Source organism: Duganella sp. S19_KUP01_CR8, assembly GCF_036688705.1.
Lineage (GTDB): Bacteria > Pseudomonadota > Gammaproteobacteria > Burkholderiales > Burkholderiaceae_D > Rugamonas.
In genome coordinates, this window is record NZ_JAQQPR010000012.1 from 89,712 (window position 1) to 113,573 (window position 23,862).

Genomic DNA, 23,862 nt, shown 5'->3' on the forward strand with positions numbered 1-23,862 from the left:
TCCGATAACGGACATTTACGCCGCCAGCGCCAGCGCGTATGACGCATCGTTGGCGCATGCCCGCAAGCGGCGCGAGGCCAGCACCGACACCGGCTGTTCATCGCCGAGCAGCATGATCATCGCCGGTACGTCCAGGCCGTTGATCGCGGCCTGGAAGCGGCGCAGCAGTTCGCGGCACAGTTTTTCTCCCGGCGGCACCTCGTCCTCGCGCAAGCGCCTGCGTGCACGCGCCAGATGCTGGCGGGCGCTTACCGTCTTGATACCGAGCCTGGCCGCAATCTCCGCATGCTCGCATTCGAATACATCATGCAGGACCACCGCCAGCCGCTCGGACGGCGACAGGCATGCCAGCAGGCGCTCCAGCGCCTCGCCCAGTTCGGCGCGCCGCAGCAAGCCCTGTTCCGGGGTCTCGGCCGCCACATCGGACGCCAACTCCATGGCGGCATGCGCGGCCGCCGCGTCCCGGGCGCGCTTGCGCAGCCGGTCGATCGATTGGTGCTGCACCACGGTGGTCAGCCAGGCGGCAGGCGTTTCCAGCGCGCCCAGCTCGGCGCCCCGCCATTTCAGAAAACAATCCTGCACGATGTCCTCGGCCTCCGCCTCGCTGCCGACGATGCGGCAGCTGATCGCCTTCAGGCGCGGACGCAAGCGCTCGAACATGGCGCCATCGGTGTCGGAAGTGCTGGGCATGGAAATCTCCTTGTATGAGGCTGGTGCCACTTGACGCTCGGCAGGGCCCAAGTGTGACACGCCGGCGATATATTTTTTTATTGTCACACAGCGCCGGTCCACAGACGTCAAGCGATACCAAACACTATCGCAAAAGGACCATCATGACTTCGCATTCTCCGCAGGCGCTCGGCCTGGTACCCACCGTCATCGAACACACGGCACGCGGCGAGCGCGCGTTCGACATCTATTCACGCCTGCTGAAGGAGCGAGTGATCTTCCTGGTGGGAGAAGTGACCGAGCAATCGGCCAACCTGATCGTCGCACAGCTGCTGTTCCTGGAATCAGACGATCCCGGCAAGGATATTTCGCTGTACATCAATTCGCCGGGAGGCTCGGTGTACGCCGGCATGGCGGTGTACGACACGATGCAGTTCATCAAGCCGGACGTGTCGACGCTGTGCACGGGGTTCGCCGCCAGCATGGGTTCTTTCCTGCTGGCGGCGGGCGCCATCGGCAAGCGCTACGCCTTGCCCAACGCCCGCATCATGATGCACCAGCCACACGGCGGAGCGCAGGGCGTGGCGGCCGACATCGAGATCCAGGCGCGCGAAGTGCTGTATCAGCGCCACCGCCTCAACAGCATCTACGCCGAGCGCACCGGCCAGCCGCTGGCGCGGATCGAAAAGGACTCGGACCGCGACCACTACATGTCGGCCCAGCAGGGCGCGGAATACGGCCTGATCGACCGCGTGCTGACGTTCCGCGATCAGGCCTGGAACTCTACCTAGCGCAGCGCCAGGCGCTTGGCGCCGGCGCGCGGCTCCTCTTCCAGCTTGAACACGCTGACCACTTCCGCCAGATGCGCGGCCTGCTCCTGCAAGGATCCCGCGGCGGCGGCCGCCTGCTCCACCAACGCCGCGTTCTGCTGCGTGGTGCTGTCGATTTCCGTCACCGCCAGGTTGACCTGGGCGATGCCTTCGCTCTGCTCGTGGCTGGCGGCGACGATCTCGCCCATGATGCTGGTCACCTGCTCCACCGACGATACGATCTTGCTCATGGTGACGCCGGCTTCGTCGACCAGCACGCTGCCGGCATCCACCTTCGCCACCGAATCGCCGATCAGTTCCTTGATCTCCTTGGCCGCGCTGGCCGAACGCTGCGCCAGGTTGCGCACCTCGGACGCCACCACCGCGAAGCCACGGCCCTGCTCGCCCGCACGGGCCGCTTCCACCGCCGCGTTCAAGGCCAGGATATTGGTCTGGAAAGCGATGCCGTCGATCACGCCGATGATGTCGACGATCTTGCGCGAGCTGTCCTTGATCGACACCATGGTCTGCACCACGCGCCCCACCACCTCGCCGCCCTCGGTCGCATAGCCGGAGGCCGACTGCACCAGCTGGTTGGCCTGCTTGGCGCTGTCGGCGTTCTGGGTCACGGTCGCGGTCAACTCCTCCATCGCGGACGCCGTCTCCTGCAGGCTGGAGGCCTGCGCCTCGGTGCGCGACGACAAATCCAGGTTGCCGCTGGCGATCTCGCTGGACGCCGTGGCGATGGTCTCCGTACTGTCGCGCACCTTGCGGATGGTGACGTTCAGCGACGACACGAAACGGTTGAAGCCATCGGCCAGCGCGCCGACCTCGTCCTCGCTCTCGACCGTCATGCGGCGGCTCAAGTCGCCGTTGCCGTCGGCGATCTCGCCCAGCATGTGGGCGGCGCGCGCCACCGGCGCGGCGATCGCCCGGCTGACCAGGAACACCACGAACATGCCAAGGCCGCCACCCACCAGGCCGCCCACCAGCGCCGACACCGTCACCGAACGGGTGACCGCGCCCAACACTTCGGACTCCGGCACTTCGGCGATCACGTACATATTCAACTCCGGCACAAACGACGACGCCACCAGGCGCTTGCCGCCCGGCGGCGAATAGCTGGCGCTGGCGTAGGTCTGGCCGCCCAGCAGCTTGGTCGTCAACTCGGTGTTGAAGCCCGGCAGGTCCTTCATGAAGTGCTGGCCGTCCGCCAGCGCGGTATCGCGGTGCACGATCAGCATGCCGTTCGGCCGTACCAGATACACGAAGCCGGAGGCGCCGACCTTGTAGCTGCGGATGTTCTCCGCCAGCTTGTTGACCGACAACCCCAGGCTGGCCACGCCGATCTTGCCGTCGCCGGTGTCGAAGCGGGTATTGATGAAGACGTTGTAAGTGGTGGCGCCCGGCTCCTTGTCCAGGTTCAGCGAATACGGCTTGCCGCTGGCCAGGAAACTGTAGAACCACTGGTCGGCCGCGGCGCCCTTGTCCAGCGTGCGGCTATAGCCCTTTTCGTCGAAATACTTGCCGGTGCTGCCGGACACCCACGACACCGCCGCCGCCTTCGTGGCCTTGCGGATGCTGGCCCCATAAGCGATCCAGGCCGGCAGGCCGCTGTCCGGCAAGCCGGCTTTTTCCCAGTCCAGCAGGAAGGTGTTGGCGCTGACCGACAGCGTGGCCGCCAGCGGCTCGCCGATCTGGCGCAGGATGTCGTTGCGGATTTCACCCACCTCGGCCGGCAGCTCCTGGTTCACCACACGCTCGCGGATGCTGTTGCCCGTCATGACCACGCTGAGCGTGGCGGAGACCACCAGGAACAGCAACAGGCAGGCCGCCATGCTGAGCATCAGTTTTTGCTGAATAGACAAACGGCGCAGTAGACTAGCCATGACACTCCCCAAAGGTTAAATCGGCACACATATATTTGCAAATCAGCGTAATCGAATAGTGTTGCCATGCGCAACCTAAAATTCCGCATCCGTGCCGAACAACAACGTAACCAATCGAACAGGCTGTAGGGCCGCTTTAGTCATATCATTCAGCCAATATAGAGACTATTTAACGACGATGCTTACGAAACTTTCGTTTCGCCAGCTGCTGCTGGGCGTCTTCCTGTTGATCGCCGTGCTGCTGAGCGCCGCTTCGCTGCACGCGTTGTGGACCCTCGACCGGCTCGCCGCCCACAGCCGCGACAGCGGACGCCACGCCCTGGCACTGACCGAAAACACCCAACAACTGGCCGAACGCAGCGTGGCGATGGCGCGCAGCGCGCGCCAATTCCTGGTGCTGGACGATCCCGCCTTCCGCAAGCGCTACGCCGACGCCTGGCGCGAGGCGCGCACGGCGCTGGACGCGGTGGCGGCGGCCCTGCCCTACACCCCGCCCGGCACCTTCGAGCGCTGGCGCCATGCCGGCGAGCAGGCCTGGGACATTTTGCAAGCGCCGGCGCGGCCGCGTTCCGGCGCGCGCCAGCAGGCGCTGGAAAAAGTGCTGGCGCCGCTGCCGTCGGTGAACGCCGAACTGGCCGACGAAGTCAAACAGGAAGTCGAACGCCGCAACAGCGAGCTGCTCAGCGAACTGGACCAGCGGCGCGGCGTGCTGAAGGGGCAAGTGATGGCGTCCATCGTGCTGGCGGCGCTGCTGGCGGGCGGCTTCGGCCTGTGGCTGTCGCGCCCGCTGGCGCAGATCGAATCGGCCATCGACCGGCTGGGCGAGAACCGCTACGACCAGCCGATCGCCGTGCGCGGCCCCGCCGACCTGCAACACGTGGGGCAGCAGCTGAACTGGCTGCGCCAGCGGCTGTCGGACCTGGAGGCGGACAAGGCGCGCTTCCTGCGCCACATCTCGCATGAACTGAAGACGCCGCTGGCGGCGCTGCGCGAAGGCGTGGCCCTGCTGGAGGATGGCGTGGCCGGCGCGCTGTCGCCCAACCAGCGCGAGATCGCCGGCATCCTCAACCAGAACACGGCGGCGCTGCAATCGCAGATCGAGGCGCTGCTGCGCTACAACGCCGCCACCTTCGACGCCCATCACCTGCAACGCGAGCCGACCGACATGGCGGCGCTGCTGGCGCAGTCCATCGCCAGCCAGCGCCTGCAATGGCAGGCGTCCGGGCTGAGCGTCGCCGTCGAGGGCCAGGCCGCGCCCATCGCCGTCGACGCCGACAAGCTGGCGGTCGCCGTCGGCAACCTGCTGTCGAACGCGCTGCGTTTCAGCCCGCCCGGCGGACGGATCGTGTTCCGCCTCGCCGAATCGGACGGCAAGCTGCTGCTCGATTGCATAGACCAGGGGCCGGGCGTGGCGCCGGCCGACGCGGCGCGCATCTTCGAACCGTTTTACCAGGGCGTGCGCCAGCCGGCCGGCGCGCGCCGGGGCAATGGCATCGGCCTGTCCATCGTCTACGAATACATCGCCGCCCACGGCGGCGCCTTGCAACTGCTGCCCTCCGACCTGGGCGCGCACTTCCGGATCGAACTGCCTTATGAAATATGACGTTGCCTCCCCCCTGCTGATGCTGGCGCTCGGCCTGTCGCTGGCCGCCTGCACGCTGACTTCGCCCCGGCCGACACTGCCGACGCCGGCCGAAGTGACGCTGCCACCGCCGCCGGCCATCGTCGAACTGCCGCCGCCACCGCCGCCGGATGAGGTCGGGCCGCTGCTGAGCTACCACCAGCAGCTGCGCAAGATGACGCAGGGCGACATGCTGAAGGAGTTGAGCGGACTGGGCCTGCAACAGCGCAGCCCGCGCGTGGCGGTCCAGATGGGCATGGTGCTGATGCTGACGCGCGGCAGCGGCGACTTGGCGCGCGCGCAGGCGCTGCTCGACAGCGTGGCTACCGCCACCGACACCGAGTCGCAGCCGTTCAAGGCCCTGGCGCAGCTGTTGTCCAGCAATTGCGCGGAGACGCGCCGCCTGGCCGAACATGCCGACAAGCTGGCCGTGCAGCAAAAGGACAGCCTGCGCCGCATCGACCAGCTCAACGAAATGCTGGAAGGCTTGAAGACCATCGAGCGCACCTTGCCGGCCCGTCCGGCGCCGGGGCCGCAGGCGGTGATCAAATGAACGCGCCGGCCGCAACCTTGCGCGAACCCGGCGCGCAGACCCGCGCCGGCGACAACGGCGCACCGCGCAGCGCCGCCGCCGGCCAGGGCGCCCATCTGCTGCTGGTGGACGACGACGCCGACCTGCTGCGCCTGCTCTCCATGCGCCTGAGCGCCAACGGCTACCGCGTGACGGCCGTCGGCAGCGCGGAGGCGGCGCTGGCGCGCATGGCGATCGAGCTGCCGCGCCTGGTCATCAGCGACATCCGCCTGCCGGACCGCGACGGCATGTCGCTGTTCCAGGAAATCCGCAGCGCCTGGCCGGCGCTGCCGGTGATCCTGCTGACCGCGCACGGCACCATCCCCGACGCGGTGGAGGCGACCACGCTGGGCGCCTACGCCTACCTGACCAAGCCGTTCGACGCCAAGACGCTGCTGGAGCGCATCGTGCAGGCGCTGAGCCTGTCCGCGCCCGAAGCCGGCCCCGCCAGCGGCGACCACGCCTGGCGCGCCGGCCTGATCAGCCGCAGCCAGTGCATGGACGAGCTGCTGGCGGAGGCGCGGCTGGTGGCCGCCTCCGACGCCAGCATCCTGATCCGCGGCGAAAGCGGCACCGGCAAGGAGCTGCTGGCCAACGCCATCCACCGCGCCAGCCGGCGCAGCAAGGCGCCGTTCATCGCCGTCAACTGCGGCGCGATACCCGAAGCCTTGCTGGAGTCCGAACTGTTCGGCCACGTCAAGGGCGCCTACACCGGCGCCGTGGCCAGCCGCGAAGGCCTGCTGCAGGCGGCCGACGGCGGCACGCTGTTCCTCGACGAGATCGGCGACATGCCGCTGCTGCTGCAAGTGAAACTGCTGCGCGTGCTGCAAGAGCGCGTGGTGCGCCAGCTGGGCTCGGACGTGGCGCGGCCGGTCGATGTGCGCATCCTGTCGGCCACCCACCGCGACCTCGACGTGGCGATGCAGGAAGGCCAGTTCCGCGAAGACCTGTACTACCGCCTGAATGTCATCACGCTGACCTTGCCGCCGCTGTCGCATCGGCGCGAGGACATCGCGCCGATGGCCAGCCAGTTCCTGCAATCGCTGGCCGCCAAATACGGCAAGACGGTGCGCGGCTACGCGCCCGGCGCGCTGGAGGCGCTGACCACGGCGGCCTGGCCGGGCAATGTGCGGCAGCTGTACAACGTGGTCGAGCACGTGTGCGCGCTGGCGACCGCGCCGCTGGTGCCCTTGTCGCTGGTGCAGCGGGCGCTGCGGGTGCCGTCGCTGGAGGTGCTGAGCTACACCGAAGCCAAGCAGCGCTTCGAGCGCAACTACCTGGTGCAGCTGCTGAAACTCACGGATGGCAACGTGGCCGACGCCGCCCGCCTGGCCGAGCGCAACCGCACGGAGTTCTATCGCCTGCTGCAGAAATACGATCTGGACGCCAGCCTGTTCCGTGGAGACGGCGCCGCTGTCGCCACGGAGCGACAGGAATAAACGCTTACACATCAATCACTTAGCAAATGGCGGCGGAAGCTTGTCGCCATCTCCCGACAAAACCGGGGCAATATGGCCGGAAATGCCACGGCCGATCCGGGCTCGGCAGGAAAACCGCATTTAAGCGTTTGATTTTAAACAGTTTATTAAAGCTGGCACGGGGTTTGCAAAGGAGAGGATAACGTCACTGACGTTTCACCCTCAAACTTGAAAGAAGGAAGCAAATCATGATGACTACCAAACTGATCGCCCGCCTGCTGGTTGCCGCCACCCTGACCGCCGCTGCCGCCACCGGCACCGCATTCGCCGCCGGCCAGACCGAAGCCGCGATGGCAGGCGCCGCCAAGACCGGCGCCGCCACCAATGACGACGCCATCACCAGCAAGATCAAGGCTTCCCTGGCAGATCAAAAACAAATCGGCGTGACCACCACCGACGGCGTGGTAGTGCTGAGCGGCTCGGTAGCGAGCACCGACATCGGCACCAAGGCCATCCAGGTCGCATCGGCCGTGCCGGGCGTGAAAGAAGTGAAAAGCGAACTGACCGTCGCTTCGAAGTAAGCAGTAGCAGCAACCCCGAGTTAATAGGAGCAAGTCTTTACCGGACAGCGTGCGTAGACGCTGCCCGGTTTTTTTTCGTCCGCAAAACCCGCAATGCGGCCACAGGGGTCTGACCCCGTACGGGGTCAGCCCCCACCGCTCCGGTTTGCGGGGTGACTAGCTCAGGTTTTCCAGGCGGATCTTGGTGACGTTGCCGCACACGGTGGCCAGGCCTTCGATCTTGGCGATCGCCGACATGACGTTCTTCTCCTGCGTCTGGTGCGTCAGGAAGATGATGTCGGTACGGGTTTCGCCGTCCGCCGGTTCCTTCTGCATCATGGCGTCGATCGAGATGGTGGCGTCGGCCAGGATGCGGGTCAGGTCGGCCAGCACGCCCGGCTGGTCGCTGACGTTCATGCGCAGATAGTAGCTGGTGGTGATTTCCGACATCGGCAGGATCTCGATATCGGTCATCGCGTTCGGCTGGAAGGCCAGGTGCGGCACGCGGTGCTCGGCATCGGCCGTGGCTAGGCGGGTGATGTCGACCAGGTCGGCGATCACGGCCGACGCGGTCGGCTCGGAACCGGCGCCCTTGCCGTAGTACAGCGTGGCGCCGACGGCGTCGCCATGCACCAGCACGGCGTTCATCGCGCCTTCGACGTTGGCGATCAAACGTTTCGACGGGATCAAGGTCGGGTGCACGCGCAGTTCCACGCCTTCCACGCCGTTGACCTTGGCGCGCTTGGCGATGCCCAGCAGCTTGATGCGGTAGCCCAGTTGCTCGGCGTAGCGGATGTCGATGGCGTTCAGCTTGGAGATGCCCTCGACGTGCGCCTTGTCGAACTGCACCGGTATGCCGAAGGCGATCGCCGACATGATGGTGGCCTTGTGCGCCGCGTCCACGCCTTCGATGTCGAAGGTCGGGTCGGCTTCGGCGTAGCCCAGCTCCTGCGCCTGCTTGAGCACGGTGGCGAAGTCCAGGCCCTTGTCGCGCATCTCGGACAGGATGAAGTTGGTGGTGCCGTTGATGATGCCGGCCAGCCATTCGATGCGGTTGGCGGTCAGGCCTTCGCGCAGCGCCTTGATGATGGGGATGCCGCCGGCCACGGCCGCCTCGAACGCCACCATCACGCCCTTGGCTTGCGCCGCGGCGAAGATCTCGTTGCCGTGCACGGCCAGCAGCGCCTTGTTGGCGGTGACCACGTGCTTGCCGTTGGCGATGGCTTGCAGCACCAGCTCCCTGGCCTGGTCGTAGCCGCCGATCAGCTCGACGACGATGTCGATGTCCGGATCGTTGACGATGTCGAACGGGCTGGCCACCACTTTGACCTTGTCGCCGGTGCGCAGCTTGGCGCGCTCCAGGTTGCGGGCCGAGACGGCGACGATTTCGATGCCGCGGCCGGCGCGGCGGCGGATTTCTTCCTGATTGCGCAACAACACGTCGAACGTGCCGCCACCGACGTTACCGACGCCGAGCAAACCTACTTTGATGGGTTTCATATAAATCGTTTCTATAATTTAAACCCGTCATTCCCGCGCAGGCGGGAATCCATGCTGAGCCGTACAGGACGCGGCCTATGGATTCCCGCCTGCGCGGGAATGACGGCGAAGTTAGAAGCTGGCGCCGTGACGTTTCCGGTAGCCTTCCATGAACTTGGCGATACGGCCGAAGGCTTCGATCATATCGTCCGAATTCGGCAGGAACACGACGCGGAAGTGATCCGGCGCGATCCAGTTGAAGCCGCTGCCCTGGACGATCAGCACTTTGGTTTCGGCCAGCAGCTCGTAGGCGAATTGCTGGTCGTCCGCGATCGGGTAGATCTTCGGATCGAGGCGTGGGAACATGTACAGCGCAGCTTTCGGCTTGACGCAAGTTACGCCTGGAATATCGGTGAGCAGCTTGTAGGCCAGGTCGCGCTGCTTGAGCAGGCGCCCGCCCGGCCCCACCAGGTCGTGGATCGACTGGTAGCCGCCGAGCGCGGTCTGGATCGCAAACTGGCCCGGCGCGTTGGCGCACAGGCGCATCGAGGCCAGCATGTTCAGGCCCTCGATGTAATCTTTCGCATGGTCTTTCTGGCCCGACACCACCATCCAGCCGGCGCGGTAGCCGCAGGCGCGGTAGTTCTTCGACAGGCCGTTGAAGGTGACGAACAGCACGTCATCCGCCAGCGAGGCGATCGAGACGTGCTCGGCGCCGTCGTACAGCACCTTGTCGTAGATTTCGTCGGCGTAGATGATCAGCTGGTGCTGGCGCGCCAGTTCGATGATCTGCAGCAGCAGCTCGACCGGATACAGCGCGCCGGTCGGATTGTTCGGATTGATGACGACGATGGCGCGCGTGTTGGAGTTGATCTTGCGGCGCATGTCCTCGATGTCCGGGAACCAGTCCTGCATCTCGTCGCACACATAGTGCACCGGCGTGCCGCCCGACAGCGACACCGCCGCGGTCCACAGCGGATAGTCGGGCGCCGGCACCAGCACTTCGTCGCCGGTGTTGAGCAGCGCGTTCATCGACATGACGATCAGCTCGGAGGCGCCGTTGCCCAGATAGACATCCTCGATGCTCACACCGGGAATATTCTTGCTCTGGGTGTAATGCACCACGGCCTTGCGCGGCGCGAACATGCCCTTGGAATCGGTGTAGCCCGCAGCATTGTGCAGGTTGATTTTCATGTCCTGGACGATTTCATCCGGCGGATCGAAACCGAACACGGCGAGGTTGCCGATATTCAACTTCGTGATCTTATGGCCTTCTTCCTCCATCTGCCGGGCTTTTTCCGGCACCGGGCCGCGGATCTCGTAGCAGACTTCCGCTAATTTGTTCGATTTTTGAATCGGTCGCAAAATAAAATCCTGTCTTGGTGAGGCAAACCGCTCAGGACTGCCAAAACACCCCGGCGGCCCGTGCTGCAATGCGAAAAGAACCATTCTGCCGAAAGCCTCCCATTTAATCAACCTGTAAGGGGTGGAAAGCGCAGGATCAGCCCGGAAAAACGCTACAATGGCGCTTCTTTTGCCGACTAAACACACGATTTCTGTCATGAAGCTCCACGCCAGCGATACTCAAAAATACCAGACTGTTACCGGTTACGATGAAACCGGCGTCGAAATCAACGCCCAGCGCTACAACTACAGCCTGATCGTGCTGCCGGAAATCCCGCCGCGCGCCTGGGACGCCCCCACCTTCGAATCTATTACCGCAGAGCATTTCGACACCATAGGCGCCGACAGCCCGGACGTGGTCATTCTCGGCACCGGCGCCAAACAGCGCTTCATCCATCCACGCCTGACCGCCGCGCTGACCATGCGCCGCATCGGCGTCGAATGCATGGACAGCCAGGCCGCGTGCCGCACCTACAACATCCTGATGGGCGAAGGCCGCAAGGTCACGCTCGCTCTGATCATAGACCACACCGAGGGCAACCCCGCCTGATGAACGACCTGTACAACTCCAAGAAAATCGTCTGGTCACTGCTGGCCGCGTTCATCATCGTCTGGCTGTATGTGCTGGGCGTGCGCACGCTGGTGCCGCCCGACGAGGGCCGCTACGCCGAAATGGCGCGCGAAATGTTCGCCACCGGCGACTGGATCACCACCCGCCTGAACGGCATCAAGTACTTTGAGAAGCCGCCGCTGCAAACCTGGATGAACGCGGCCTCGTTTGCCGTGTTCGGCCTGGGCGAATGGCAGGCGCGCCTGTGGACCGGCCTGTGCGGCCTGGGCGGCGTGATCCTGACCGGCTACGCGGGCAACCGCGTGTTCGGCGCGCGCGCCGGCTTCTACGCCGCGCTGGCGCTCGGCTCCAGCCTGTTCTGGGTGGCCTCCGGCCAGATCGATTCGCTGGACATGAGCCTGTCGGGCATGATGACCATCGTGCTGTGCGCGGTCATGATCGCCCAGCGCGACGGCGCCGCCGACGGCGAACGTCGCAACTGGATGCTGGTCTGCTGGGCCGGCATGGCGCTGGCGGTGCTGGCCAAGGGCCTGATCGGCCTGGTGCTGCCTGGCGCGGTGCTGGTGCTGTACTCGGCGCTGTCGGGCGACATCGCCATCTGGAAGCGCCTGCACCTGGGCAAGGGCCTGCTGCTGTTCTTCGCCGTCGCCACGCCGTGGTTCGTGCTGGTGGCGCTGCGCAATCCGGAACAGCCCCATTTCTTCTTCGTGCACGAGCACTGGGAACGCTTCTTCCTGAAGACCCACCACCGCGAAGGCGCGTGGTACTACTTCTTCGTGATGCTGATCCCCGGCATCGTGCCGTGGCTGGGCCTGCTGCCGCAGGCGCTGTGGGGCGCCGTGCGGCGCGAACGCAACGGCGCGTTCCAGCCCAAGCTGCTGCTGTTGATCTGGGCCGTGTTCATTTTCTTCTTCTTCAGCTATTCCAGCTCCAAGCTGCCCGGCTACATCCTGCCGATCTTCCCGGCGCTGGCCCTGCTGATCGCCGTCAACCTGGAAAACGCCTCGCGCCGCAGCCGCATGATCGCCGCCGGCCTGCTGGTGCTGATCGGCGTGGCCGGCGTGGCCGCCGTGCCGCAGATGGTCAGCATGGCGGTGCGCCATCCCGAGGAAACCGCGCTGCTGGAAGCCTACCAGCCGTGGGTGCTGATGGCCGGCATCGTCGCCGCCGCCGGCGGCGCGCTGGCGCTGCTGCATGCGCGCCACCTGCGCCGCGACCTGACCGTGCTCACCATGGCCGTGGCCGGCTTCATCGCCACCCAGCTGATCCTGACCGGCTTCGAGCCGTATGGCAAAATGCGCTCCGGCAAGGCTGTGGCGCTGAAGATGCTGCCGGAGCTCAAGCCCGACACCAAGGTCTATTCGGTCAGCACCTACGAACAGTCGATGACCTTCTACCTGCAGCGCACCGTGGTGCTGGTCGACTACTGGGACGAGTTCACCTTCGGCCTGCGCCAGCAGCCGGAGCTGTCCATCCCGACGGTCGATCAGTTCGTGGTGCAATGGAATGAACACATCAAGCAAAACGTCAAGGTGCTGGCCATCCTCAGCCCGGAGAAGTATGCCGAGCTGAAGGACGATGGCCTGGCCATGCGCGTGGTGGCTGAAGATACGCGCCGCGTGGTCGTGGCCAACCTGTAACTTATTAAAAAATACATGAATATCGCAACTTTCGGTTTTATCGTCTTTGGCGTGCTGTTGAACGCCATCGCCCAGCTGCTGCTCAAGGCCGGCGCCAAGAACGTCGGCGAGATCCACCTGACGCTGGACAACCTGTTCTCGGTCGGCCTCAAAGTGGCGATGCAGCTGCCCATCATCGGCGGCCTGACCTGCTACGTGCTGTCGGTGGTGCTGTGGATCATCGCGCTGTCGCGGGTGGACGTGTCGATCGCCTACCCGATGCTGTCGCTGGGCTACGTGGTCACCGCCATCGGCGCCTGGTATCTGTTCGGCGAAGCGCTGACGGTGCAGCGCCTGGTCGCCATCGGCATCATCCTGGTGGGCGTGGCCTTGCTGGCGCGGACCTGACGAACAATTTAGAATGCGGCCATAAGCCAAAAACAACGAGAGCGACCTATCCAATGACCTCCGCCTTACCTTTCTTGCCTTTTTCAAAACCTACGATCGATGAGGCAACCATCGCCGCCGTCAGCGACGTGCTGCGTTCCGGCTGGATCACCAGCGGCCCCAAAGTGGCCGCCTTCGAAGCGCAGATGTCCGAATACTTTGGCGGCCGCCCTGTGCGCACCTTCAATTCCGGCACCTGCACGATGGAGATCGCGCTGCGCATCGCCGGCATCGGCGCCGGCGACGAAGTCATCACCACTTCGATCTCGTGGGTCGCCACGGCCAACGTCATCATTGAAGTGGGCGCCACGCCGGTGTTCGCCGACATCGACCCGGTCACCCGCAATATCGACCTGGACCAGGTCGAAGCCGCGATCACGCCGCGCACCAAGGCCATCATCCCGGTCTACCTGTCCGGCCTGCCCGTCGACATGGACCGCCTGTACGCCATCGCCAAGAAACACAATCTGCGCGTGATCGAAGACGCGGCCCAGGCTTTCGGCTCGGAGTGGAACGGCAAGCGCATCGGTTCGTTCGGCGACTTCGTCTCGTTCAGCTTCCAGGCCAACAAGAACATCACCACCGGCGAAGGCGGCGCGCTGGTGCTCAACAACCTCGAAGAAGCCAAGCTGGCCGAGAAGTACCGCCTGCAGGGCGTGACCCGCAGCGGCGTCGACGGCATCGATGTCGACGTCCTCGGCGGCAAGTACAACATGAGCGACATCATGGCCGCCATCGGCCTGGGCCAGTTCGCCAACATCGACAACATCACCGCGCACCGCCGCAACCTGGCGCGCCATTACTACCAGGCTTTCGGCGCGGATTTCGAAGCCCGGTCCGGCGCCCAGCTGCCGGTCCAGGCCTTCGAGACCAGCAATTACCACCTGTTCCAGATCGTGTTGCCGGACAACGGCCCGACCACCCGCGCCGACTTCATGCGCGCGATGCAGGAGCGGTTCAACGTCGGCACCGGCTACCACTACGCGCCCATCCACCTGTTCACCATGTACCGCGAGCGCGGCTTCAAGGAGGGCATGTTCCCCGTGTCGGAAAAAATCGGCCGCCTGACCGTGACCCTGCCGATGTTCTATGCCATGACCACGGCCGATGTCGACCGTGCCGTCGCCGCCGTGAAAGCGATTTTGATCAAATGAGTGTGTCGTTGATGAAACCAGAAATTACCGTCGTCATTCCAATCTACAACGAGCAGGCTGGCCTGCAGTCCTTGTTCGACCGCCTGTATCCGGCGCTCGACAAGCTCGGCACGACCTACGAGATCGTGTTCGTCAACGACGGCAGCCGCGACAACTCGGTCTCCATCCTGGCCGAGCAGTTCCGTTTGCGTCCCGACGTCACCCGCGTGGTGCTGTTCAACGGTAACTACGGCCAGCACATGGCGATCCTGGCGGGCTTCGAAGCCTCGCGCGGCGACATCATGATCACGCTGGACGCCGACCTGCAAAACCCACCCGAGGAAATCGGCAACCTGGTGGCCAAGATCCGCGAAGGCTACGACTACGTCGGCTCGATCCGCCGCAAGCGCCAGGATTCGGCGTGGCGCACCTACGCGTCCAAGGCCATGAACCAGCTGCGCGAAAAGATCACCAACATCAAGATCACCGACCAGGGCAATATGCTGCGCGCCTACGGCCGCAATGTGATCGACCTGGTCAACCAGTGCGGCGAGGTCAACACCTTCGTGCCGGCGCTGGCCTACCGCTTCTCCCGCAAGCCGACCGAGATCATCGTCGAGCACGAGGAACGCGCGGCCGGCGAATCGAAGTACTCCTTGTACAGCCTGATCCGCCTGAATTTCGACCTGGTCACCGGCTTCTCGCTGGTGCCGCTGCAATTCTTCTCGATGTTCGGCATCCTGCTGTCGCTGGCCTCCGGCCTGCTGGTGTTCGTGCTGCTGGTGCGCCGCCTGTTCCTGGGCGCGGAAGCGGAAGGCCTGTTCACGCTGTTCGCGATCGCCTTCTTCTTCATGGGCACCATCCTGTTCGGCATCGGCCTGCTGGGCGAATACGTGGGCCGCATCTTCCAGCAAGTGCGCGCGCGCCCTCGCTACGTGGTACAAACGATACTGGAACAAAAACCCGGCCAGTCGCTCGACGTGCCGGCCGGTGTGGAAAAACGTACCGTAGGCCGAGGCCATGACTGATTTCAACAAACCGCAACGCGCCGTCGTCTTCGGCTACCACAACGTCGGCGTGCGCTGCCTGAAGGTGCTGCTGGCCGGCGGCGTCGATGTCGCGCTGGTGGTCACGCACGAGGACAGCGCCAGCGAAAACATCTGGTTCGAATCGGTGATTTCGCTGTGCCAGGCCGAGGGCATTCCCTACATCACGCCGGCCGACGCCAAGTCGCCCGAGCTGCTGGAGCAGGTCAAGGAAATCGCCCCGGACCTGATGTTCAGCTTCTACTACCGCAACATGCTGCCGGCCGAGCTGCTGGCGGTGGCGCCCGCGTTCAATATGCACGGCTCGCTGCTGCCGGAATTCCGCGGCCGCGCGCCGGTCAACTGGGCGGTGCTGAACGGCGCCACCGTCACCGGCGCCTCGCTGCACGAGATGACCGTCAAGCCCGACGCCGGCGCCATCGTCTCGCAGATGGAAGTGCCCATCCTGCCGGACGACACCGCGCACGAAGTGTTCGGCAAGGTCACCGTGGCGGCCGAGCAGGCGCTGTGGCGCGTGCTGCCGACGCTGCTGGCCGGCACGGCGCCGCGCACCAAGAACGACCTGACCAAAGGCGGCTACTTCGGCGGCCGCAAGCCCGAGGACGGCCGCATCAACTGGCTGCTGCCGGCGCAGGATGTGTACAACCTGCACCGCGCGGTGGCCCCGCCCTACCCCGGCGCCTTCACCGATATCGGCGGTGTACGATACGTGCTGCAACGGGCCCGATTGTCTGGCAATTTCGGCAATGTTGTATCGCTAAGTTTGCCACCGGGCTTGACAGTAGTGGATAATTGCATCTTTGGCGTGTGCGGCGATGGCCGCATGCTGACGATTTCCGCCTTGACGGCCGACGGGGAACCCGTAACGGCTGAGCAGTTGCAATCCCGCCTGGCGGAGCTGTCCGCTGGCGGACAATGAACATTACCTGGGTAACTATCACATGAAAAAAGTCCTCATCCTCGGCGTCAACGGCTTCATCGGCCATCACCTGTCGAAGCGCATCCTGGAAACGACCGACTGGCATGTCTACGGCATGGACATGAGCACCGACCGCATCACCGACGTGCTGGAGAACGAGGCCTACAAGTCGCGCATGCACTTCTTCGAAGGCGACATCACCATCAACAAGGAATGGGTCGAGTACCACGTCAAGAAGTGCGACGTGATCCTGCCGCTGGTCGCCATCGCGACGCCGTCGACCTATGTGAAAGCGCCGCTGCGCGTGTTCGAACTGGACTTCGAGGCCAACCTGCCTATCGTCCGCTCGGCCGCCAAGTACGGCAAGCACCTGGTGTTCCCGTCGACCTCGGAAGTGTATGGCATGTGCCACGACGACGAGTTCGATCCCGAGAACTCGGAGCTGGTCTGCGGCCCGATCAACAAGCCGCGCTGGATCTACTCCAACGCCAAGCAGCTGATGGACCGCGTGATCTGGGGCTACGGCATGGAAGGCCTGAACTTCACGCTGTTCCGTCCGTTCAACTGGATCGGCGCCGGCCTGGATTCTATCCACACGCCGAAAGAAGGCTCGTCGCGCGTGGTGACGCAGTTCTTCGGCCACATCGTCCGCGGCGAGAACATCTCGCTGGTCGACGGCGGCGCGCAGAAACGCGCGTTCACCGACATCGACGACGGCATCGACGCGCTGATGAAGATCATAGCCAACAAGGACGGCGCCGCATCGGGCAAGATCTACAACATCGGCAACCCGGTCAACAACTACTCGATCCGCGAACTGGCCGGCATGATGTTGAAGCTGGCCGAGCAGTATCCTGAGTACGCCACCGGCGCCAAGCAGGTCAAGATCGTCGAGACCACGTCGGGCGCCTACTACGGCACCGGCTACCAGGACGTGCAGAACCGCGTACCGAAGATCACCAACACCTGCGAAGAGCTGAACTGGAAACCGACCACCACCATGGCTGACGCGCTGAAGAAAATCTTCGACGCCTACCGTGGCCAGGTGGCCGAAGCACAAAAACTGATGGACTAAGACTTGACCGAGACTTTGCAACCGCAAGCGCCGCTGATGGTGTTGAAGATTGATGTCGACACCTACCGCGGCACCCGTGAAGGCACCATGAACCTGGTGTCCATGCTGAAGGCGCACCAGGCCCAGGCTACCTTCCTGTTTTCGCTGGGACCGGATCACACCGGCTGGGCGCTGCGTCGCGCGCTGCGTCCGGGCTTCTTCAGCAAAGTCTCGCGCACTTCCGTGGTCGAGCACTACGGCATCAAGACGCTGATGTACGGCACTCTGCTGCCGGGTCCGGACATCGGCAAGGATTGCGCCGGCGAGATGCGTTCCGTGCGCGACGCCGGCTTCGAATGCGGCATCCACACCTGGGACCACGTACTGTGGCAGGACAACGTCGCCAACCGCGACGGCGCCTGGTCCACCAAGATGATGCGCAAGGCCGCCGCCCGCTTTACGCAGGTGTTCGGCAGCGCGCCGCGCACCCACGGCGCGGCCGGCTGGCAGATGAACAACGCCGCCTTCGCCGAGCACGACACCGCCGGCTACGCCTACGCTTCCGACGGCCGCTGCGTGCTCAACGAGAACGGCACCTTGGCCAATCCGGCCGACGGCCCGCACCGCTTGTCCGACGGCGACCAAGTGCTGTCCCACATCCAGCTGCCGACCACGCTGCCGACCTTGGACGAGCTGCTGGGCCGCGAGATCGACGGCGTCACCATCGGCACCGGCAACATCGCCGCCTTCCTGCTGAAGCTGACCGCCGGCGCCACCCGCGACCACGTATATACTTTGCATTCTGAACTTGAAGGGCAAAAACTCGCCCCCATATTCGAGCAGTTGTTGGCCGGATGGAAGGCGCAAGGTTACCAACTGGCGTCGATGGCCGATTACCATCAGAAGGTCCAGCATCAGACCATGCCGGTTTGCCCGATCACCTGGGGCGAGCTGCCGGGTCGTTCGGGACAGCTGATCGTACAGGGTGCTGCCCGTTCTTAATGCCTACCGTTCAGGAGACTGCCTGTGGCTGATAGCCCAACCGTTGTAACCGATTTCTCCGCCGCCATGACCAGCGGCCAGACCTTCCAGCTGTCGGGCCGCCCGGCGCGCCATACCGTGCTGTTCTTCTACCCCAAGGACAACACCCCGGGCTGCACCACCGAAAACATGGCTTTCCGCGACCTGCACGAGCAATTCCAGGCCGCCGGCGCCGAAATCTACGGCATCAGCCGCGATTCGCTGCGCTCGCACGAAAGCTTCAAGACCAAGCTGGGCCTGCCCTTCGAGCTGATTTCCGACCCCGACGAAGCGGTCTGCCTGCAGTTTGGCGTCATGAAGATGAAGCAAATGTACGGCAAGACGGTGCGCGGCATCGAGCGCAGTACGTTTGTGATTGACGCTCATGGTCAATTGGTGAAAGAATGGAGAGGCGTGAAGGTAGCGGGTCACGTCGATGAAGTGCTGGAATTTGTAGCGCGTCAGGCTTAGTGTCAGGATGCGCGTTGCAGCTTCCAGAGTTGCTCAACCGAACCAAGCCTATCCAGTCATTTTGAGTCATCACTGTCATACACACCACCACCCTACATGGTGGCCAGCCGGCCACCACGCGGTACTTTCTCCGGGCATGATGAGCGCCCGTCGGCAGTCTTTAAACCCTGTTTTCACCCAGCATCCACCCCATACGGTCCCAATGTTTCCCACACCAGGAAGCATGCTGCGCCATGGGCGGATTCCTCCAGATTTTTTTCAAATGAGATCCTGATGCCACTGCCAAAATTACCTAGTAAGCCAGCGACTTTACTTCTGGCGAAAGATTATCCAAAAGCGACAGGGCCGCGCCCAGTTCCCGCTATCGCAGCGGTGGCTGAAGTCGCGCCCGCGCCGAAGAAAGCGGCGCCTGTCAAAGCTGTGCCTGTAGCAAAAACCAAAGTCGAAGCACCGAAAACCAGCAGCAAGTCCAAAGCCGTGGCCGCCGTATTGAAGGCCGCGCCGTCCGTATTGAAGAACGCCGCAGCCGGCATCGCGCCAGCCGCGGCCAAGCCGGCCGCCAAGGCCAAGCCGGTGCCTGCCGCGCGCGGCAAGGTCACGCCGATCACCGCCGAGGCGCCGCACCCGGCCAAGCACAAGCCGCATGAAGTGGCGATCAAGTCGTCGACCAGCCGTCACGCCGACCAGACCGGCACCACCAAGCTGTTCGTGCTCGACACCAACGTGCTGATGCACGATCCATCGTCGCTGTTCCGCTTCGAAGAGCACGACGTCTACCTGCCGATGATGACGCTGGAAGAGCTGGACAACCACAAGAAGGGCATGACCGAGGTGGCGCGCAACGCCCGCCAGGTGTCGCGCACCTTGGATGCGCTGGTCTCCAACACCGACGACGACGCCATCGAGAACGGCATTCCGCTGTCCAAGCTGGGCAACAAGGACGCCAAGGGCCGCCTGTACTTCCAGACGCGCCTGCAAACGGCCGACCTGCCGGTCGGGCTGCCGGTCGGCAAGGCCGACAACCAGATCCTGTCCGTGGTCCGCTCGCTGGAAGCGGAACAGGAAGGCCGCCCTGTGGTGCTGGTGTCGAAAGACATCAACATGCGCATCAAGGCGCGCGCGCTGGGCCTGCCGGCCGAGGATTACTTCAACGACCACGTGCTGGAAGACACCGACCTGCTGTACTCGGGCATCGTCCAGCTGCCGGACGATTTCTGGACCAAGCATGGCAAGGACCTCGAATCCTGGCAGGAAAACAAGAACGGCCAGAGCGCGACGTTCTATCGCGTCACCGGTCCGTTCGTGCCGTCGCTGCTGGTCAACCAGTTCATCTTCCTGGAGCCTAAGAATGGCGAAACGCCGTTCTACGGCCAAGTCAAGCAGATCAACGGCAAGACCGCCGTGCTGCAGACCTTGCGCGACTTCAGCCACAACAAGAACAATGTGTGGGGTGTCACCGCCCGCAACCGCGAGCAGAACTTCGCCTTGAACTTGCTGATGAATCCGGAATGCGACTTCGTCACCCTGCTGGGCCAGGCCGGTACCGGCAAGACCCTGCTGGCCCTGGCCGCAGGCCTGGCGCAAGTGCTGGAAACCAAGCTCTACAACGAAATCATCGTCACCCGCGTGACGGTGCCGGTCGGTGAAGACATCGGTTTCCTGCCGGGTACCGAGGAAGAGAAGATGTCGCCATGGATGGGCGCCTTCGACGACAACCTGGAAGTGCTCAACAAGTCCGATTCGGACGGTGGCGAATGGGGCCGCGCGGCGACGCAGGACCTGATCCGCTCGCGCATCAAGATCAAGTCGCTCAACTTCATGCGCGGCCGCACTTTCGTCAACAAGTTCCTGATCATCGACGAAGCGCAGAACTTGACGCCGAAGCAGGTCAAGACGCTGGTCACGCGTGCCGGTCCGGGCACCAAGATTCTTTGCCTGGGCAATATCGCGCAGATCGACACGCCTTACCTGACCGAAGGGTCGAGCGGCCTGACGTATGTGGTGGATCGCTTCAAGGGATGGTCGCACAGCGGTCACGTGACCCTGGCGCGTGGCGAACGCTCACGCCTGGCTGACCACGCCAGCGACGTTTTGTAAATGTAGTAGAATAAGCCCGTACCTGTTAGCCCCGCCCGCAGCAATGCCGGCGGGGCTTCTTTTTTCTATCAGGCTTTGTTGTTGCGGCGACGGGCGTAGCCGCCCACCAGCGCCAGGCCGCCCAGCAGCATGGCATAGGTTTCAGGTTCCGGCACCGGCGCCAGCGTGTTGGCGCTGAAGCTCTGGAAAGAGCCGTTGGCGGCAGCGTACTGCACTTGCTGGCCGCCATCGCAGCAGCCTTCCAGGCCGTAGATGGTCAGCGTGTGGTTGCCGGCCGACAGGGCCTGGTTGTTGATCTGGAACGAGCCATTGGCGGTGTTGTAGTCGTAGTTCCACCACATGTCGTTGGTGTTCAGCGCGACGGCCTGGCCGTCCAGGAACACGGCGCCGCCGCGGCCGAAGTCGACACCGGCGCGGAACGAATAGGTGCCGGCGGCGCTCAGGCCGAAATCGATGGTGGACTTGAAGGCGATGTTGGTCGTGCCGGCGCCGAAGATCGAATTATTGGACACGTTGTCGTAGCTGCTCAGGACGGTCGAGTGGCCGCCGGCGACTGCGGCATCAACCAAGGTGCTGTAGTCCAGCGCGGTTGCCAGTGGGCCAGCGCCGGAACTGCCGGTCTGGAAAGTGATCACGGCGGCGTTGGAGCTGCCAATGGCGGCCAAAGCGAGTGCAACTACGGCGAACTTGATGGTTTTCATGTTGATCCTGTTGGGAGGTTGAGATGGTCAAATCGAAAAGCAAGCCAGGCGCAAGGATTGGGAGCCGGAAGATAAATTGCATTTAAGCAATTTAAGATGTAATTAAGAATTATTTAAATGGTATCGCAACTGAATTTTGATGTCAATCTTTAATGCATTGCACAATAAAGGCGGCGTCAGCCACGAAAGTGCTTGAAACCGGCAGCAACCTGTATGACACTAGACACTGCAAGTCATTGATTTCGCCAGACTTTCGGACCACAGCCGAGGTAAGACCATGGACATCCCTATCCTGATCCGAAAAAAAGGCAGCACCAAATATGGTGTCACCGTGCCGGACATCCCAGGTTGCGTCACCACCGGCGACACGGTGGACAAGGCCATGAGCAACGCCACCAAGGCCATCTACGGCCACGTCGGCCAGTTGGTCGAACAAGGCAAGGCCTTCGAAATCAAACCCTCCGAAGTGGAATTCCTCTCCCGCGAGCCGGACTATGCCGGCGGCATCTGGGCGCTGGTCAGCCTGGATCTGGCCAAGCTGAACGATCCGCCCGAGGATTGAGTCACGCCCCCCCCAATATCGCTCCCCCTTTGGGCATGCGGTCAGAATAGCTGATCAATGTTCATATGGATTGTCTGCATTCGGCTACTGTTTAGCTCAATTGACAATCCCAATTTGCGGGGGCACGATGGGCGAGAAGAAGGCAACCCTGATTCTAAAAAAAACGCGTCCACCTGTCGTCATCCGCATTCGCGGAACTGGTCATTTGGAGCTTGCCCGGCTCGAGACAATCAAACGCCCTCCACTCCTATAAATACCGACTGGCATATGTGGTAAATGGCAAATGCGTAGTTCGCTTTGACAACGAAGTAGCGAAAGGCGACCACCGCCATTTCGGTTCCACAGAAACGCCGTACAACTTCACTACGCTGGGGCAGTTGAAAAAGGATTTTTACCTGGATATTGCGAGGTGGAACCATGAAAACGGTTATCTTTGAAGTCAGATCGCTGGAGGATTGCCTGGATGATTTTTCTCAAGCATGGGACACGGGTGTGCCGCAAACGTCGGCCAGAATGGCGTTTGTCACGCAGGAATTGATGGACGAAGTCCTGACGCCAGATCGCCGGAGTATCGTCAGGATACTTTGTGGTGCGGGCCGAGTGACCGCCACCGAAACAGCGAGGCGCATGGGGCGTGATGCGGAAAAAGTAGAAGCCGATATCCGTGCGCTTGTACTCGCCGGCGTTCTTGAACCCTGCGGTGAAGGGCGCGTGATCTTTCCCTATGACGAAGTAATCCTTGACCTTCCCACTACGGGAAGGGCTACAGTGTGAGCATCGAAACAGTTTGAGGAGTACGACGATGTATCAGCTGCAAGTGGAGAACATGAGCTGCGGCCATTGCGTGGGCGCGGTGACCAAGGCGGTGCTGGCGGTCGATGCGGCCGCCAAAGTCGAGATCGACCTGGCCGGCAAGACCGTCAGGATAGACAGCGCCACCCTGCTGGCGCCATTGAAATCGGCCATCGCCGATGCGGGCTACCCCGTCACCAGCGCGGCCTGATTATTTGTCCAGCTCCGGATAGTGGCGGAAGATGCAGTCTTCATTGAACGCTATCCGCCGCTTGGACTTGAGGTAGATGGCGATGTTGGGCCGCAGCGCCACCTTGTCGCGCAAGGCGATCAGCGCCGGATACGACGGCTCCAGCCGCGCCATCGCTTTCGGGAACGCATAGCGCAAGCCCTCGATCAACTGGAACAGCGACAGGTCCACATACGTCAGCCGCGAACCGACCGCATAACCGCCCCGCCCCGGATTGCGCGCCACCACACCCTCGAAGTAATCGAGGAACTTCGGTATGCGCTCCTCGCGGAAGCACTTGGCGCGCGCCTTGGCCTCCTTCTTCTGCTCTTCGTAGTATTTGCTGACCGCGATCGGATGATGCGTGTCGTGCACCTCGTTGACGATGTCGGCGATGGTCAGTTGCAGCTGGTTGGCCCACAGCCGCCCCGCCTCCGCGCGCGGCGCCAGGCCGTGACGGGCGCCGAGGTACATCAGGATATTCGCCGTCTGCCCGATCAGCAGCTCGCCCGCGCCCAGCACCGGCGGCGCGAACGATGGATGGTCGACCTGCTCGCCATCGAGGCAGGACAGCAGCGCCGGCATGCCCTGCTTCCGCCGCGCCACGTCCACGTAGGGGGCCGCCGCCTCCTCCAGCGCCAGCCGCACGAATTCACCGCGGCCCTGCAGGCCGTCCCAGTAGTAGAGTTGGTAGGGTGTCGTCATGCCAAGATAGTAGCATTGACAACGACTGGACCGCGCCCGGAACGATATTCAGTACACGGTTATAATCGACCGTTAA

General features: G+C 63.4%; 25 protein-coding genes. 19 read left to right on the top strand and 6 right to left on the bottom strand.

What is annotated here, in order from left to right:
* Window positions 1–15: 15 nt before the first annotated feature.
* Entirely contained in the window at window positions 16–690 is a 675-nt protein-coding gene (locus V6M89_RS13945; protein ID WP_332853733.1) for a sigma-70 family RNA polymerase sigma factor, read from the bottom strand.
* A gap of 143 nt (window positions 691–833) precedes the next feature.
* Here V6M89_RS13945 and clpP point away from each other — a divergent pair, with 143 nt between their 5' ends.
* Complete coding sequence (clpP, locus tag V6M89_RS13950) at window positions 834–1,460, top strand: ATP-dependent Clp endopeptidase proteolytic subunit ClpP (RefSeq protein WP_332853734.1); 627 nt, start codon at window positions 834–836, stop codon at window positions 1,458–1,460.
* Here clpP and V6M89_RS13955 read toward each other — a convergent pair.
* Window positions 1,457–3,367 (bottom strand): methyl-accepting chemotaxis protein, encoded by a 1,911-nt coding sequence (locus tag V6M89_RS13955; RefSeq protein ID WP_332853735.1) that lies wholly within the window; start codon window positions 3,365–3,367, stop codon window positions 1,457–1,459. The genes clpP and V6M89_RS13955 overlap by 4 nt on opposite strands.
* A gap of 178 nt (window positions 3,368–3,545) precedes the next feature.
* Here V6M89_RS13955 and V6M89_RS13960 point away from each other — a divergent pair, with 178 nt between their 5' ends.
* From V6M89_RS13960 to V6M89_RS13975, 4 genes are all read left to right on the top strand, one after another.
* A complete protein-coding gene (locus tag V6M89_RS13960; protein ID WP_332853736.1) occupies window positions 3,546–4,970 on the top strand; it encodes a HAMP domain-containing sensor histidine kinase in 1,425 nt (474 codons plus the stop codon).
* Complete coding sequence (locus V6M89_RS13965; RefSeq protein ID WP_332853737.1) at window positions 4,960–5,541, top strand: hypothetical protein; 582 nt, start codon at window positions 4,960–4,962, stop codon at window positions 5,539–5,541. Before V6M89_RS13960 ends, V6M89_RS13965 begins: the two co-directional genes overlap by 11 nt.
* Window positions 5,538–6,998: a sigma 54-interacting transcriptional regulator gene (locus tag V6M89_RS13970; RefSeq protein ID WP_332853738.1), complete on the top strand. Its 1,461-nt coding sequence runs from the start codon at window positions 5,538–5,540 to the stop codon at window positions 6,996–6,998. The genes V6M89_RS13965 and V6M89_RS13970 overlap by 4 nt, the downstream gene beginning before the upstream one ends.
* Before the next feature lie 227 nt (window positions 6,999–7,225).
* Window positions 7,226–7,558: a BON domain-containing protein gene (locus tag V6M89_RS13975; RefSeq protein WP_332853739.1), complete on the top strand. Its 333-nt coding sequence runs from the start codon at window positions 7,226–7,228 to the stop codon at window positions 7,556–7,558.
* 156 nt (window positions 7,559–7,714) lie between these two features.
* On the opposite strand, the gene V6M89_RS13980 is transcribed toward V6M89_RS13975, so the two are convergent.
* Complete coding sequence (locus V6M89_RS13980) at window positions 7,715–9,037, bottom strand: homoserine dehydrogenase (protein WP_332853740.1); 1,323 nt, start codon at window positions 9,035–9,037, stop codon at window positions 7,715–7,717.
* 111 nt (window positions 9,038–9,148) lie between these two features.
* Window positions 9,149–10,381: a pyridoxal phosphate-dependent aminotransferase gene (locus tag V6M89_RS13985; protein WP_116990124.1), complete on the bottom strand. Its 1,233-nt coding sequence runs from the start codon at window positions 10,379–10,381 to the stop codon at window positions 9,149–9,151.
* 196 nt (window positions 10,382–10,577) lie between these two features.
* Here V6M89_RS13985 and V6M89_RS13990 point away from each other — a divergent pair, with 196 nt between their 5' ends.
* From V6M89_RS13990 to V6M89_RS14035, 10 genes are all read left to right on the top strand, one after another.
* On the top strand, window positions 10,578–10,970 hold the full coding sequence (locus V6M89_RS13990; RefSeq protein ID WP_332853741.1) for an Mth938-like domain-containing protein: 393 nt from the start codon (window positions 10,578–10,580) through the stop codon (window positions 10,968–10,970).
* A complete protein-coding gene (locus V6M89_RS13995; protein ID WP_332853742.1) occupies window positions 10,970–12,631 on the top strand; it encodes a glycosyltransferase family 39 protein in 1,662 nt (553 codons plus the stop codon). Before V6M89_RS13990 ends, V6M89_RS13995 begins: the two co-directional genes overlap by 1 nt.
* Before the next feature lie 15 nt (window positions 12,632–12,646).
* On the top strand, window positions 12,647–13,018 hold the full coding sequence (locus V6M89_RS14000; RefSeq protein WP_332853743.1) for an SMR family transporter: 372 nt from the start codon (window positions 12,647–12,649) through the stop codon (window positions 13,016–13,018).
* A 53-nt stretch (window positions 13,019–13,071) separates the two neighbouring features.
* Window positions 13,072–14,211 carry a DegT/DnrJ/EryC1/StrS family aminotransferase gene (locus V6M89_RS14005; RefSeq protein ID WP_332853744.1) on the top strand — a complete coding sequence of 380 codons (1,140 nt, stop codon included), beginning with the start codon at window positions 13,072–13,074 and terminating at the stop codon, window positions 14,209–14,211.
* Window positions 14,212–14,222: 11 nt separating this feature from the next.
* Complete coding sequence (locus tag V6M89_RS14010) at window positions 14,223–15,218, top strand: glycosyltransferase (RefSeq protein WP_332853745.1); 996 nt, start codon at window positions 14,223–14,225, stop codon at window positions 15,216–15,218.
* The gene (locus tag V6M89_RS14015) at window positions 15,211–16,155 is read left to right on the top strand and encodes a formyltransferase (protein ID WP_332853746.1); all 945 of its coding nucleotides are present in this window, start codon (window positions 15,211–15,213) and stop codon (window positions 16,153–16,155) included. The genes V6M89_RS14010 and V6M89_RS14015 overlap by 8 nt, the downstream gene beginning before the upstream one ends.
* 22 nt (window positions 16,156–16,177) lie before the next feature.
* The gene (locus V6M89_RS14020; RefSeq protein ID WP_332853747.1) at window positions 16,178–17,230 is read left to right on the top strand and encodes a bifunctional UDP-4-keto-pentose/UDP-xylose synthase; all 1,053 of its coding nucleotides are present in this window, start codon (window positions 16,178–16,180) and stop codon (window positions 17,228–17,230) included.
* Window positions 17,231–17,266: 36 nt separating this feature from the next.
* Window positions 17,267–18,211, top strand: a complete 945-nt coding sequence (locus tag V6M89_RS14025; RefSeq protein WP_332853807.1) for a polysaccharide deacetylase family protein — start codon at window positions 17,267–17,269, stop codon at window positions 18,209–18,211.
* Between the two features lie 24 nt (window positions 18,212–18,235).
* On the top strand, window positions 18,236–18,700 hold the full coding sequence (locus V6M89_RS14030) for a peroxiredoxin (protein WP_332853748.1): 465 nt from the start codon (window positions 18,236–18,238) through the stop codon (window positions 18,698–18,700).
* A gap of 273 nt (window positions 18,701–18,973) precedes the next feature.
* A complete protein-coding gene (locus V6M89_RS14035; protein ID WP_332853749.1) occupies window positions 18,974–20,797 on the top strand; it encodes a PhoH family protein in 1,824 nt (607 codons plus the stop codon).
* A 68-nt stretch (window positions 20,798–20,865) separates the two neighbouring features.
* Here V6M89_RS14035 and V6M89_RS14040 read toward each other — a convergent pair whose 3' ends face one another.
* Window positions 20,866–21,498, bottom strand: coding sequence for a CCXG family PEP-CTERM protein (locus V6M89_RS14040; protein ID WP_332853750.1), 633 nt, complete (start codon window positions 21,496–21,498; stop codon window positions 20,866–20,868).
* Window positions 21,499–21,775: 277 nt separating this feature from the next.
* Between V6M89_RS14040 and V6M89_RS14045 the strand changes: the two genes are divergently transcribed.
* The 4 genes from V6M89_RS14045 (at window position 21,776) to V6M89_RS14060 (ending at window position 23,063) form a co-directional block, all read left to right on the top strand.
* Window positions 21,776–22,060 carry a type II toxin-antitoxin system HicB family antitoxin gene (locus tag V6M89_RS14045; RefSeq protein ID WP_332853751.1) on the top strand — a complete coding sequence of 95 codons (285 nt, stop codon included), beginning with the start codon at window positions 21,776–21,778 and terminating at the stop codon, window positions 22,058–22,060.
* 173 nt (window positions 22,061–22,233) lie between these two features.
* Window positions 22,234–22,497, top strand: coding sequence for a toxin-antitoxin system TumE family protein (locus V6M89_RS14050; RefSeq protein ID WP_332853808.1), 264 nt, complete (start codon window positions 22,234–22,236; stop codon window positions 22,495–22,497).
* A complete protein-coding gene (locus V6M89_RS14055) occupies window positions 22,478–22,834 on the top strand; it encodes an HVO_A0114 family putative DNA-binding protein (protein WP_332853752.1) in 357 nt (118 codons plus the stop codon). Before V6M89_RS14050 ends, V6M89_RS14055 begins: the two co-directional genes overlap by 20 nt.
* A gap of 28 nt (window positions 22,835–22,862) precedes the next feature.
* Window positions 22,863–23,063 (top strand): heavy-metal-associated domain-containing protein, encoded by a 201-nt coding sequence (locus V6M89_RS14060; protein ID WP_332853753.1) that lies wholly within the window; start codon window positions 22,863–22,865, stop codon window positions 23,061–23,063.
* On the opposite strand, the gene V6M89_RS14065 is transcribed toward V6M89_RS14060, so the two are convergent.
* Complete coding sequence (locus V6M89_RS14065) at window positions 23,064–23,786, bottom strand: glutathione S-transferase (protein ID WP_332853754.1); 723 nt, start codon at window positions 23,784–23,786, stop codon at window positions 23,064–23,066.
* Window positions 23,787–23,862 lie beyond the last annotated feature (76 nt).